At 43.2% G+C, this 12,077-nt stretch carries 14 protein-coding genes and 2 riboswitches; of the genes, 4 read left to right on the plus strand and 10 right to left on the minus strand.

What is annotated here, in order from left to right; all coding sequences use genetic code 11:
- Nucleotide 1: 1 nt before the first annotated feature.
- The 10 genes from ACFX4I_RS04980 to ACFX4I_RS05025 are packed head-to-tail and all read right to left on the minus strand — an operon-like array spanning nt 2 to nt 9,328.
- Nucleotides 2-1,126 (minus strand): cobalt-precorrin 5A hydrolase, encoded by a 1,125-nt coding sequence (locus ACFX4I_RS04980; RefSeq protein WP_230303212.1) that lies wholly within the window; start codon nt 1,124-1,126, stop codon nt 2-4.
- Nucleotides 1,123-1,899: a precorrin-4 C(11)-methyltransferase gene (gene cobM / locus ACFX4I_RS04985; RefSeq protein WP_230303213.1), complete on the minus strand. Its 777-nt coding sequence runs from the start codon at nt 1,897-1,899 to the stop codon at nt 1,123-1,125. The genes ACFX4I_RS04980 and cobM overlap by 4 nt, the downstream gene beginning before the upstream one ends.
- On the minus strand, nt 1,896-2,603 hold the full coding sequence (gene cobI, locus ACFX4I_RS04990) for a precorrin-2 C(20)-methyltransferase (protein ID WP_098371853.1): 708 nt from the start codon (nt 2,601-2,603) through the stop codon (nt 1,896-1,898). Before cobI ends, cobM begins: the two co-directional genes overlap by 4 nt.
- The gene (gene cbiE, locus ACFX4I_RS04995) at nt 2,596-3,810 is read right to left on the minus strand and encodes a precorrin-6y C5,15-methyltransferase (decarboxylating) subunit CbiE (protein WP_230303214.1); all 1,215 of its coding nucleotides are present in this window, start codon (nt 3,808-3,810) and stop codon (nt 2,596-2,598) included. Before cbiE ends, cobI begins: the two co-directional genes overlap by 8 nt.
- Nucleotides 3,794-4,906: a cobalt-precorrin-5B (C(1))-methyltransferase gene (locus tag ACFX4I_RS05000; RefSeq protein WP_230303215.1), complete on the minus strand. Its 1,113-nt coding sequence runs from the start codon at nt 4,904-4,906 to the stop codon at nt 3,794-3,796. Before ACFX4I_RS05000 ends, cbiE begins: the two co-directional genes overlap by 17 nt.
- Nucleotides 4,907-4,911: 5 nt before the next feature.
- Nucleotides 4,912-5,559 (minus strand): precorrin-8X methylmutase, encoded by a 648-nt coding sequence (locus tag ACFX4I_RS05005; RefSeq protein ID WP_034312499.1) that lies wholly within the window; start codon nt 5,557-5,559, stop codon nt 4,912-4,914.
- Nucleotides 5,560-5,571: 12 nt separating this feature from the next.
- Nucleotides 5,572-6,342 (minus strand): precorrin-6A reductase, encoded by a 771-nt coding sequence (gene cobK / locus ACFX4I_RS05010; RefSeq protein WP_230303216.1) that lies wholly within the window; start codon nt 6,340-6,342, stop codon nt 5,572-5,574.
- Nucleotides 6,339-7,271 carry a sirohydrochlorin chelatase gene (locus tag ACFX4I_RS05015; RefSeq protein ID WP_377419456.1) on the minus strand — a complete coding sequence of 311 codons (933 nt, stop codon included), beginning with the start codon at nt 7,269-7,271 and terminating at the stop codon, nt 6,339-6,341. Before ACFX4I_RS05015 ends, cobK begins: the two co-directional genes overlap by 4 nt.
- 18 nt (nt 7,272-7,289) lie before the next feature.
- Nucleotides 7,290-8,945, minus strand: a complete 1,656-nt coding sequence (gene cobJ / locus ACFX4I_RS05020) for a precorrin-3B C(17)-methyltransferase (protein WP_377419458.1) — start codon at nt 8,943-8,945, stop codon at nt 7,290-7,292.
- 14 nt (nt 8,946-8,959) lie between these two features.
- Nucleotides 8,960-9,328, minus strand: a complete 369-nt coding sequence (locus ACFX4I_RS05025) for a (2Fe-2S) ferredoxin domain-containing protein (RefSeq protein WP_096338589.1) — start codon at nt 9,326-9,328, stop codon at nt 8,960-8,962.
- A 150-nt stretch (nt 9,329-9,478) separates the two neighbouring features.
- A riboswitch (cobalamin riboswitch) is annotated at nt 9,479-9,669 on the minus strand.
- Nucleotides 9,670-9,874: 205 nt separating this feature from the next.
- Nucleotides 9,875-10,069, plus strand: a riboswitch (cobalamin riboswitch).
- Here ACFX4I_RS05025 and ACFX4I_RS05030 point away from each other — a divergent pair.
- From ACFX4I_RS05030 to cbiQ, 4 genes are all read left to right on the plus strand, one after another.
- Complete coding sequence (locus ACFX4I_RS05030) at nt 10,053-10,211, plus strand: hypothetical protein (RefSeq protein ID WP_230303219.1); 159 nt, start codon at nt 10,053-10,055, stop codon at nt 10,209-10,211. It overlaps the preceding riboswitch by 17 nt.
- Nucleotides 10,212-10,244: 33 nt before the next feature.
- Nucleotides 10,245-10,988 carry an energy-coupling factor ABC transporter permease gene (locus ACFX4I_RS05035; RefSeq protein WP_230303220.1) on the plus strand — a complete coding sequence of 248 codons (744 nt, stop codon included), beginning with the start codon at nt 10,245-10,247 and terminating at the stop codon, nt 10,986-10,988.
- 1 nt (nt 10,989) lies between these two features.
- Entirely contained in the window at nt 10,990-11,301 is a 312-nt protein-coding gene (locus tag ACFX4I_RS05040) for an energy-coupling factor ABC transporter substrate-binding protein (RefSeq protein ID WP_076371496.1), read from the plus strand.
- Nucleotides 11,288-12,064, plus strand: a complete 777-nt coding sequence (cbiQ, locus tag ACFX4I_RS05045) for a cobalt ECF transporter T component CbiQ (RefSeq protein ID WP_377419461.1) — start codon at nt 11,288-11,290, stop codon at nt 12,062-12,064. Before ACFX4I_RS05040 ends, cbiQ begins: the two co-directional genes overlap by 14 nt.
- Nucleotides 12,065-12,077 lie beyond the last annotated feature (13 nt).

Genomic DNA, 12,077 nt, shown 5'->3' on the forward strand with positions numbered 1-12,077 from the left:
CTTAAAAAGGAATGATCCCAACTGAAATGGTTACGTTCCCCGATTTTTTCTTAACCAGCTCCAATTGTTCAGCTTTAGTATAAATCCTCACAGCCGGTTCACTCACACCATATGCACCCGTGTATTTAAATACTGTTTCCGATGGCGCTTCGATTTTTGCTTGATTAAGCTCTTCCGGTTCAAAATGCACGAATTCCCAGCCATATTTTTCAACCACTTCAATCAAGCCGATTTCGTCTTTCTTTAAGGAAATTGTACAGATCGCTTTAACGCTTTTTAAGGAAAACGATAATTCCGATAGTGTTTCTGCAATTACCTGCTCAATTTCAGTTGCCGCTGTTCCCCTATTGCACCCGATACCGAGAGCAATGACTTTTGGACGAAATACGATCCCATTTTCAAGGATCCTCTTTTCCGACTGGCTAAGAATACGGTGAGTTACGACCAGCGCTGCTTGCGGCTTTGCTTGAAGCGCTTCTTCAATGGATGGGTATACGATTATTCGTTCAGGTAATGCCGTTTCATAAGTCCACCAATTTCGTTCACCTGATTCCTGTATAACGGCAACATGCTCTTCATTTACAACGGACGCACTTACTGGCGTCAATTTTTCTGCAGAATCCCAAATCCAGCCGAAGCGCTGGCCGAATAAGTCGACAGGAATCGTTTTTTGTACATCTGAAGCGGTGGTGATTATAGCTCTTGCGTCAAGGGCTGCAGCAACTTCCTTAGTCAGTTCATTCGCTCCTCCCAGATGCCCGGACAGTACACTGATAACATTTTCCCCTTTGTCATCAATGACAACGACACCCGGATCCGTTTTCTTATCCTTCAAAATGGGAGCAATCATCCGGACGACTGCCCCGAGTGAAATAATTAATATGATTCCTTTATATTCCTTGAATAAAGCTGGTAAAAGCATACGGACGCTTCCCGAAAAAAGCTGGATCTGTTTATGCTCTTCGTCCCCTTTTTCAAACTTGCTCATGTAATATAGATCGGAATTCGAAAAAACGGTATGTAATTTTCGTGCCAGCTCGACACCATGCTTTGTAATCGCCACGATCGCATAAGCATGAGACCGTTTAATGGGAGCAAGTTCCGCTTCCTTCAATTCAATGATCATGGCTTAACACCTTTTCTGAAACCGTGGGTAAAACTCGCATCATATAGTTTGGAACGGTATTCATCTTTATCATGGATAGTAGGGTCTAACGCCCATCCAGCCAAAATCATTGCATGCTTGCGGATACCATTTTTACGCATATCATCATCTAAATTAACTAACGTGGTACGAACGATTTTTTGGTCCGGCCATGTTGCCCTTTGAATGACTGCTACCGGAGTATCATCCTTCCAACCGGCCTCCTGGAGTTCTTTAACGATTTTTTTGGTCAAGGTCGCACTCAAGAAGAGGGCAATCGTACAGTGGTGACTTGCTAAATCACGTAACTTCTCAAATTCCGGAACAGGCGTACGTCCTTCAGCCCTCGTCAATATGAGTGTCTGAGTTAAATCAGGGATAGTCAGCTCTGCTCCTATTGCCGCTGCTGAGGCGAATACCGAACTTACGCCAGGAATCACCTCATAACCAATACCCTCTTTCTTCAAAAGGACAATTTGTTCCATGATTGCACCATACATGGCAGGATCCCCTGTGTGGATTCTAGCAACCATCTTTCCTTCTTTAACACGCTCAACCATGATTCCAACAATTTCCTCCAAATGCATTCCAGCCGTTTTTAGCACCTCGGCATCGGGTTTTGCCTTAGCAATCAATTCTTCATTCACTAATGAATCCGTATATAAAATAACATCAGCCGTTTGGAGAATGTTCAATCCTTTTACTGTAATCAAATCCGGGTCACCTGGGCCAGCACCTACAATATATATCTTCATTTTCTCACCACCATCAATGTTAAGTATTCTAGTTCAAGTCCTTCCAATTCACTCACTTTCCAAATCACTTCTTCATCGGAAGTGACTTTGGTTACGACCGAGGCCTTTTCAAGTAAGTCCAAATCTTTTAAAACGGTAATCATTAAATCGATGACCTTTGCCACTTTGATGAACACAACGGCATCATGATCTTCGATCGCCTTCTTCATCGCTTCATAGTCATCCCTTGCAGGAACTATCGCAACATGATCATCACCATCAGCCAAAGCGATGCCCAGCCTTGACGCTGACCCATTAAATGAAGAAATGCCCGGAACTGTCTTGATTTCGACTTCGGGATGCAACTCCTGCATCAATTTCATCATATGTATGAACGTACTATATAAAAGCGGATCGCCTTCCGTAACGAAAGCAACATCTTTACCTTCATTTAATTTTTGCCAAACTTTTTCTACCGTTCCGTTCCATTCCCGATCCAAAATCGCTTGATCTTTCGTCATCGGAAAAACTAGTCCCAGCATATCCTTCTCTTCAGGACGAATGTAAACTTCAACAATGCGATGGGCGTAGCTTTTACTCCCTTTTCTTTTTTTTGGATACGCAATGACCGGAGATTCCTGAATCACGCGAAATGCCTTTACTGTAATAAGCTCTGGATCGCCAGGGCCCACGCCAAGGCCATATAATGTACCAAGATTACTCATTCATGTCTTCCTTTCGTTGTGCAGTAATGATATACACCGGATTAAGCGGAACAAATCTGTTCATTCCCAATATCGGCTTACTTCTGGAGATTTGGGCATGCATGATGGAAGTGTGAAAACCAGCTTCAGCAAATGCCTCATTAGCCCGGTAAAGATTCTCAATCGTCGCAGCATTTAGAACGATCCTGCCGCCTTCTTTTAGCCGTTTGCAGCATGTATTGATTAGATCTGCCATTTCGCCGCCAGTCCCGCCAATGAAGATTGCATCAGGATCCGGAAAAGTTTCCAGTCCCTGCGGAGCTTTTCCATGAATAGCAGTTATATCAGTACGGAATTTACGCTGGTTTTGATAACAGTTATCTAAATCAGGCTCATTTTTTTCAATTGCGAAAATTTGGCCTTCGGATGCAAGCTTGGCCGCTTCAATTGCCATTGATCCCGTACACGTCCCAACATCCCAAACGGTGCTGTTTTTCCTGAGTTTCAACGCATGCAGGCTTAATACCCGAATTTCCTTTTTGGTTATGAGGCCTTTGTCGGGTTTACGCTGCGAAAATTCTTCATCTTCTATCCCCAGGGACCAGCTTGGACCTTCTGATTTTCTTTTCAATATGACGACATTCAGCGGGGAGAATTCCCGCTCCATCATTTCTTCAAGTTCATACCAGCCAGAGTCTTCGGTTTCTCCTTGAAGATTTTCAGCCACAAATGCCTGGTATTCAGTCATTCCGAATGAAAGGAGATATTTAGCAAGTTGATTGGGACTATTTTCGATGTCAGTAAGCAAAGCTACTTTCGCTTTCCCATCAATCCTTTGGGCCAGCCCTTTCATACTGCGGCCATGAACACTAACTAAGAAGGCATCTTGCCAGCTTTCACCCATTTTTGCAAAAGCAAGCTGAATTGAACTGAAATATGGGTAAACCTCTATATTGATTTTGCTTGAGAGATAGCCTCCCATTCCATAGAACAATGGGTCACCGGAAGCTAAGACAACCGTTGGACGAGTTTCATCCTGCAGTTGTTCCACCACCTTTTTCAACCCGCCCTTTATGACAATCTTCTTGCCAGAATAGTTCGGGAAAAACGATAAGACCCGTTCACCTCCGACCAGCACTTCACTTTCTTCTATCCATTGGGCATATTGGGGCAGCAAGCTTTCCTGACCGTTATCCCCTATCCCGATTAATTTAATCGATTGACTCAATTCCAACAGCCCTTCCCAGTAATTGTCCTTTCAACGAATAAATCGCCGTTTCCATTTCAATTCCGCCCTTCACTTGCTTTATGGCAGAGTGACAGCAGGATTCACATAGTTTATTAAAAAAATCAAAATTATTTATCGCTGACATCATGTCCCCGACTTGTGACGCTGTGTTTGCATTCTTGATTTCAAGAACAAGATCATCTTCAGCTCCGACGCTTTGGGCTATTTCCGATAGAAAACCGAAGTCGACCGGGGCACTTTTTGAATGCACCATCATCACACCTTGGGCCACTTTGGAGAATTTCCCCATCATGCCGACCAATGATACCTTTTTAATTCCCTGCCTCTTACATTGCTTAAGTGAGAAGCCCACAAAGTCACCCATTTCAATAAATGCTTCCTCAGGTAAATCCTGGAGAAGGCCCATCGCATACTTTTCACTGCGCCCGCCAGTAGTTAAGACAAGATGCTCGCACCCACTCGCTTTGGCGACACTGATAGCCTGGACGATGCTTGCCATATAGGCTGAACTGGAAAAAGGGACGACAGTGCCCCTTGTTCCTAAAATGGAAATGCCCCCCACAATCCCCAAGCGGCCATTTAATGTTTTTTTCGCTATTTCTTCACCTGCAGGCACGGAGATGACGACTTTCACTCCTCTATTGATCTTAAATTCCTCCAATGTTTGTTGCACAGTGGTTAAAATCATTTTGCGCGGTACAGGATTAATGGCCGCTTCTCCTACAGGAACAGGAAGCCCGGGTTTGGTCACACGACCCACACCTATCCCTCCATCCAGGATAATCCCAGGTGCATCAGACCAGCTGACAGTAGAGATAATATGTGCCAGATGGGTGGCATCGGGATCATCTCCGGCATCTTTGATCGTTTCAGCACTAACCGCATTTTCCGATATATCATATTTCTCAATAGTGAAAGTGGCATCTCGCCCGATGGGCAAAGAAATCGTCGCTTCCTCAAGTGCATCCCCCGTGATCAATGCAGTCAATGCCGCTTTAGTCACGGCAGTCGAACATGCTCCTGTCGTATACCCATGACGCATTTGTGAGGGGTCTTTTTTTACTTTCTTTTCCATGATTTTTAACTATCAGCTAAAAGGGAAATCGCGTTCAATGCTGCAACAGTGACAGTACTTCCACCTTTTCGGCCAATATTCGTAATGAATGGAACTTCCGTAATCTTAGCGAGTTCCTCTTTAGATTCTGCTGCAGAAACAAACCCAACAGGCATTCCAATGATTAAGTCCGGTTTTGCAATTCCTTCTTTAATAAGGCGAATGAGCTCAAGTAAAGCTGTAGGTGCATTGCCAATGGCATAAATGCCCCCTTCATTTTCCTTTACGGCTTTTTGCATCGAAATGATCGCCCTTGTCGTATTCAAACGTTTTGCCTCGACCATCACATCCGGATCTGAAATATAGCAATGAACGTCCCCGCCGTGTTTTTGAAATCTTTTTTTGCCTGTACCGCTCTCGATCATTTGCACATCCGCAATGACATGTCTACCTTTGCGAATGGCTTCCACACCAGCTTGAATGGCATTTGGATGGATGATGACACTTCTTCCCAATTCAAAATCCGCTGAAGCATGAATGACCCGGCGGACGATCTTCCATTCATCTTCAGAAAAATCATGATTGCCCATTTCTTCAGCTATGATAGAGAAGCTATAATCATATATTTTGTCTGGGTCTACCGTTAGTGGTTTAAAATCCGTTTTAAAATCCATCTTGCATTCCTCCTATTTTTCATTTAGCTGTTTATTCAACTCGGCGATGACATGATCAAAACTGGAATGAACATTTTGATAGTCAACATCCGGTCGCGATATCATGATCGTCTCTATTCCACATTCCAACGCGGCTTCCAATTTCTCATCAACCGCACCGACCTTGCCACTTTCTTTCGTTATCATCAATGTGACGCCATACTGTTCATATAGAGCTTTATTTAATTCTTTGGAAAATGGACCTTGAATCGCAACGATATTTTTTTGTTCAATGCCCAGCTGCGCACATTTCTCCATATTGTCCATGCGTGGCAGCATTCTCGCTATGACTCTGGTATTCTCGAGCCCTACCAATTCTTTTGCGAACACGGCTAGGGTTTTACTTCCGGTCGTGAGCATGATGACTCCCCGTTTCGCAGCGGCAAGCTTGGCAGCTTCCTCATAATCACGGACAACTATCAATTTATCATTCTGAAACCGTTGACTTTCACGCTCATAACGAATATAAGGGACATTTGCTGCCTTTGCTCCGTTAAGGGCGTTTTTGGATGCTTCTTCGGCAAATGGGTGACTTGCATCAACTACAGCCTGAAAACCTTTTTCAGAGATTAAAGATGTCATATCCTCTGCAGTTAATCGGCCAATCCGGGTGGATATTCCTGCATCTTGCAAACTTTTAGCCGCCGACCCGGTTACAACAGTTGCCAAAACCTTGAATCCCACCTGCTGCATCTCAATCGCTAATTCCCTTGCATCACTTGTACCCGCCAAAAACAAAATCATTTTGACGTCCCCACCACTTGTCCATCGTGATCGTGGTGATGGTCGTGGTCGTGATGGTGATCATGATCGTGATCGTGGTCGTGGTCGTGGTCGTGATCATGATGGTGATGATGGTGGGCATGTCCATGTTCCTCGACATGTTTACGATAGTTTTCCAAATCACGTGCCCCGCTTGATCTGCCTTCACTAGCTTCAATGACACGTTCTTGCAGAATGTTCTGTAATGTTGGATGATATCCAAAATACTTCGCCAAAATGAATTCTTGATCTTGATATAGCTCTTGATAGCCTTTCAGCATATCCTCCATTCTTTCCATCAACACCCCTGTGAAGAGGAAATATGGCAGCATCACTACTTTTTTTGCCCCTAAGCGGATGCATCGTTCAATACCTTCGTCAACGTGCGGGTCCGTTACACCCATGAAAGCTGTTTCGACCCATTTTACGTTTAATTTTTCCCATAATAATCGTGAAATTTTATATATATCACTATTTGCATCAGCATCACTGCCACCTCGGCCAATTAGCAATATGGCTGTCTCAGCCTGTTCAGAGGTTGTATCGAATCCCGCTTCCTCAAGACGGTCTGTCAGGATTGTCAATACATCATGGTGGACACCGATCGTTTGGCCATATGTGAATTTCACTTCTGGATACTTGGTTTTCCCATCCTCTATTTCAGCTGGGATATGTAATTTCGAATGTCCTGCATGCAACAAAATGATCGGTATGACGATAACTTCAGTAGCCCCTCGTTTTACACAATTATCAATGCCTTTGGATATATTCGGTGCCGCAAATTCCAAGAAGCACGTTTCTACAAGGAAGCGCTCATCCAATGCCGGAATCATATTTTCAATAAAATGAAGGACTTCTTCGTTTCCCGAAGCCAAGCGGCTTCCGTGTCCTACGAACAAAACTGCTTTCATTTACTTTCCCCCTCTTGATTAGTCTTCACAAGGCGCAGGCTCTATGTTTATTTTTGGAGCGATGTCCTGATAAGAAAAATTCTGTATCTTTTTCGAACGTTTGAAGTATTTAAAAAGCCGCTCATTCGGATGGGCATTTTGCTTATACTCCGCGACAATGTCCGTAATCAGTTCAACAAGCTGTTCCGGTTCAATGCCTTCCGCAACAGGCTGGCCTGGATGGGCTGTTCTTCCAACCGGTTTAGCTCCAAGAAATAAGTCGAACTTCCCTTTTCGGAAGACAATCCCGATATCATCCATCACAGCACTATAACAAGCCATCCCACACCCATTAAAACCGATGTTAAGTTCCTTGGGCATTTTCATTCCGCCAAGCACCCGATGTATTTCATCCGCATAAGGAATGGATTCCGTTTTTTCACCATCACAGAAATCACAGGCTTTTAATGTCAGTACATCTCCAATCGGCGATAATAGAAAGTTTGCTGATTGCAATTTCCCCGTAATGACTTCCGGATCCGTTGTCGGAATCTTTAATACGATTTTATGATTTGGCGTGTATTCCATCGTGCCCTTTTCCCCGACAACTTCCGCAAGTGTCATCATTTGTTTGGGAGTGAATTGTTTATTCGCCACACCTGGACTAACGGCAAGTTCGAATACCGACTCCAATTTTTGCTGAACAATTGGCTCAATGGATTGCTGAACGGATTGACCCTTGACTCTTGACAGTGCTTCCATTGCCATTTCAAAGGAAGCTGGCTTCTTTTCTGGTGCTTTTGTAAGTAATCCAACTCCTCCAGCGGATTCGGTAAAGGCTTCATGCACGGAATCGGCTTCTTGATCTAATGCCCACGGTTCCGCTTCTTTTTGCAGACGCTGATGCGGCTTCAATGGTTGCTTTTCCGAATTCAAAGTATATTTCCTCTGATAGCCTCTTGGTGTGATGATTTTGTCATCATATAAAAAGGTGGATGAATTACCAATAATGACGGTGGTCAACATTCCAATATCGTGATTCAACATTTCTTTCAAATTGGTTATGACAATATCCTGCCTATCGCGATATGCACTTTTCACCAACCCGACAGGCGTATCTGGCGAACGGTAGCGAAGGAGAATTTTCTGTGTTTCAACAATTTGCCTGGTCCGCCTGCCGCTGCGCGGATTATACAGGGCAATGACAAAGTCTGCCATTGCAGCTGCTTCAACCCTTTTAGCGATCAGTTCCCAAGGAGTTAAATGATCACTGAGACTGATCGTACACGAATCGTGCATGACTGGTGCCCCAAGTAAAGATGCACAAGAGTTGATTGCAGAAATGCCAGGAATGACTTCAATGCCCACTCCAGTTTCTTCTTTCCAGCCTTTTTCAATCAATACTTCATAAACCAACCCAGCCATCCCGTAAACTCCGGCATCCCCGCTGGAAATAACCGCAACTTTCTTACCCAGCTCAGCTTGTTTCACTGCTTCCTGTGCACGTGATACCTCTTCAGTCATCCCCGTACTAATAATCGTTTGATCTGTAAGCAGTCCCTGAATGAGTTCAACATAAGTTTTATAACCAATGATGTAGTCACTTTCTTGAAGGGCTTCGACAGCACGTTTGGTAATGTGTTCAAAATTCCCTGGCCCAAAGCCCACGACGAATAATTTACCGTTTGTACTCATTAAGACATCTCCTTTTACGCTTTGTTCTTTGAAATACCCGTATGAGCAGGAAAATCTGGATTAGGTGTCATTTTTCCATCATTGAATTGGTAGATCATTTGTGGCACAAACTCCCCATCATCGATATGGCTGACAATCTGGCGACCGAAATCAGGCGTTTCCACTCGATACCAGTTTCCTTGAGGATAGGCAATCACAACGCAGGCATCCTTACATCTTCCGTTACACCGTGTCCTGGTTGTATGGATTTTCAAGTCCAGTCCTTTGGAAGTAATTTCATCGCGAATCGCTTGGGTTACTTCTTCCCCGCCCTTTTTCATACAGCTGCTCCCATTACAAATCAACAGATGTGTATTTGTACCCATTAAGTTCCAAGTAGTCATCTTCTTCCTCCTGCGTTCAAGGAAAAGGCAAAATAAAAAACCTTAACATAAGAGTCAAGGTTTAAAAAAACTATATGAATGAGGAGCCCCAGGCAAGAATGCCCAATCTCCCAAAATCGTCATAGTCCTTCTACCTTTCCCTCCGAAAAGTATCATGCAATTTTAAAAGCAGGTTTCCTGGCTTACGCTTCATTTTACTTTGTCCCTTCCCGGCAACAATGCCAGTGGCTATAGACAATTTCATCAGCGTTTACAGTAGCGGGGGCTGCATCGGACTTTCACCGATTTCCCTATTATCCCTTGATTATTTACACAAGAGCACTTTTAAAATGAAATATTTGGTTTTATTATACATTTCTAACTAACTTTATCTATCATATAACAACTTTATCAAAATTCAATAGTTTATTCCGACTGTTTAGAAAAGTTTAATAGTGTATATCCTGCCCACAAGCCTTTCCTTACAACAAACTTAGTCAAAAAAAAAAAAAAGATTGTGTAGCTGGAATTATTTCTTTATGGTACACTATACGAGAATTTTCTAAATAATTACATAAGTTTTATGGTGTTGAATTTTCGGAATTCAGCTTAAAAGGGAAGCCGGTGAAAATCCGGAGCGGTCCCGCCACTGTAAAGGGAAGTCCTATTACTTTAACTATAATCCACTGTCAAATGAGATGGGAAGGATGTAATGGGATGATGAACCAAAGCCAGGAGACCTGCCATGAAGCGTGAAACTGTTTCAACCTACGAGGATGGGTGTGCGGATCAGGCAGAAAGGCCCATGGTTGGTTTATGCTGCAAAATTCCTGTTCATTACGCACTTCTTTCCTTTGAGAGAAGTGCTTTTTATGTTGGGCGCGCCTTTCTTCTCAGAGATTGATCAGAAAAATTAAAAGTGTTGAAAGGAGAAAGAATGAAAAGAACCAATTGGAAAACCATTTATTTTGTCATTTTACTGCTTTTTGTCCCAAAACGGGCAATGGCCATGCATATCATGGAGGGCTTTTTACCCATTGAATGGGCTATATTCTGGTGGGCCGTGACGCTTCCATTTTTAATCTTGGGTTACCGGTCCATTAGATCCAAAGTAAGGGAAAACCCAGAAACAAAAATGATGCTTGGCCTATCGGGTGCATTTGTATTCATTTTATCGGCCCTAAAGATTCCTTCCGTTACGGGAAGTTCTTCACACCCTACCGGAGTTGGTTTGGGTTCCATATTATTCGGACCATTGGCCATGAGTGTGGTTGGCTCCATCGTTCTGTTATTTCAAGCTGTTTTACTGGCTCACGGAGGATTGACGACATTAGGAGCCAATGCATTTTCCATGGCCGTTTGCGGACCGTTCATTGCTTACTTCGTCTTCAAGGGCGCAACTAAATTGGGGTGGTCTTTTTCACTTGCCGTATTCTTGGCAGCTGCTTTTGGAGATTTGGGAACCTATGTGGTAACTTCCGTTCAACTTGCTCTTGCTTTTCCATCCGAGGTAGGAGGATTCATGGCCTCTTTCAGTAAATTTGCAGGAATTTTTGCCCTGACCCAAATTCCCTTGGCAATCAGTGAGGGGTTATTGACAGTCGTCGTGATGAATTTCTTGAAAAAATACAATCTAGGCGAATTGAAATTGCTGCGAGTTTTATCTAAGGAGGCCCGTTAACATGAAAAAAAGTTTACTGCTGCTTTTCCTGGTCGTCATTCTAGCTACCATCCCGTTAATCACACAACAAGGAACGGAATTTGGCGGTGCAGATGGGGAGGCTGAAGAAGCCATCACTAAAATCCAGCCGGAATACAAGCCATGGTTCAACAGTATTTGGGAGCCGCCAGGTGCAGAAACCGAAAGCTTATTATTTGCGCTGCAAGCTGCAATCGGAGCTGGTTTCATTGGTTATTTCATAGGTGTAACGAGACAAAGGAATAAGCAAACCAAACAAGAAATTCCCGAAAAATCGAAGCATGTTACTCATTGATAAATATGCCTATTTCAATGGGCTAAAGGATGTACATCCGTTGGAAAAGATGGTTTTTGCACTCTCCCTTTTGCTATTTTCGTTAACGGTAAGGGATATGACCGTTTCGCTCATCACTTTTACGGTGATGAGCGCTTTAATCATTTTTGCGGCAAAAATCCCGTTTTCTTATTATCTTAAATTACTTCTATTACCAGGATTTTTTATACTATCAGGAACAATTACCATCCTTTTTTCTTTTACAAGTAAATTAACTTCGATTTCGAATATATGGTGGTCCTGGAATGTCGGGAACTGGCAAATATTCATCAGCGATGACAGCGTAGGTACAGTGATCAATTTGATCACTGTCGTATTCGGCAGCATCAGCTGTTTATATTTCCTTACCTTGACTACACCCATTACCGTCATCCTATCGGTGATGCGAAAACTTAAAGTGCCTTCCTTATTGGTCGATTTAATAGAGCTGACCTATCGCTTCATCTTTATTTTTTTAGATACAGCTTTGGCCATTCACCAATCACAAGGTTCACGGTTGGGGTATGGTTCGTTAAGGAAAGGCATTCGATCTCTCGGATTACTAATCTCATCATTATTTTTAGGAGTATTGCAGCGCTCTGGACATTTGACGATGGCCATGAACGCAAGAGGCTATCAGGAGAACCTTTCCTATATCGAGGATACTTACACCTATTCCTCACGCAATTGGCTGATCACGATTGTAATACTAGGAAGCTTAATCTTTATTAATGGATTTTTGTAAATTGGAGGCAAAC

The sequence above is a fragment of the Peribacillus sp. YIM B13472 genome (assembly GCF_042788005.1).
Classification (GTDB): Bacteria; Bacillota; Bacilli; order Bacillales; family DSM-1321; genus Peribacillus; species Peribacillus simplex_E.

What these genes read in the sequence shown, in the direction of transcription:
- ACFX4I_RS05005 (WP_034312499.1), bottom strand. Translation starts at nt 5,559, where the DNA reads ATGGATTTTAAAACGGATTTTAAACCACTAACGGTAGACCCAGACAAA.
- ACFX4I_RS05035 (WP_230303220.1), top strand. Translation starts at nt 10,245, where the DNA reads ATGAAAAGAACCAATTGGAAAACCATTTATTTTGTCATTTTACTGCTT.
- ACFX4I_RS05040 (WP_076371496.1), top strand. Translation starts at nt 10,990, where the DNA reads ATGAAAAAAAGTTTACTGCTGCTTTTCCTGGTCGTCATTCTAGCTACC.
- ACFX4I_RS05025 (WP_096338589.1), bottom strand. Translation starts at nt 9,328, where the DNA reads ATGACTACTTGGAACTTAATGGGTACAAATACACATCTGTTGATTTGT.
- ACFX4I_RS04980 (WP_230303212.1), bottom strand. Translation starts at nt 1,126, where the DNA reads ATGATCATTGAATTGAAGGAAGCGGAACTTGCTCCCATTAAACGGTCT.
- cobJ (WP_377419458.1), bottom strand. Translation starts at nt 8,945, where the DNA reads ATGAGTACAAACGGTAAATTATTCGTCGTGGGCTTTGGGCCAGGGAAT.
- cobI (WP_098371853.1), bottom strand. Translation starts at nt 2,603, where the DNA reads ATGAGTAATCTTGGTACATTATATGGCCTTGGCGTGGGCCCTGGCGAT.
- ACFX4I_RS05000 (WP_230303215.1), bottom strand. Translation starts at nt 4,906, where the DNA reads ATGGAAAAGAAAGTAAAAAAAGACCCCTCACAAATGCGTCATGGGTAT.
- ACFX4I_RS05015 (WP_377419456.1), bottom strand. Translation starts at nt 7,271, where the DNA reads ATGAAAGCAGTTTTGTTCGTAGGACACGGAAGCCGCTTGGCTTCGGGA.
- cobK (WP_230303216.1), bottom strand. Translation starts at nt 6,342, where the DNA reads ATGATTTTGTTTTTGGCGGGTACAAGTGATGCAAGGGAATTAGCGATT.
- cobM (WP_230303213.1), bottom strand. Translation starts at nt 1,899, where the DNA reads ATGAAGATATATATTGTAGGTGCTGGCCCAGGTGACCCGGATTTGATT.
- ACFX4I_RS05030 (WP_230303219.1), top strand. Translation starts at nt 10,053, where the DNA reads ATGAAGCGTGAAACTGTTTCAACCTACGAGGATGGGTGTGCGGATCAG.
- cbiQ (WP_377419461.1), top strand. Translation starts at nt 11,288, where the DNA reads ATGTTACTCATTGATAAATATGCCTATTTCAATGGGCTAAAGGATGTA.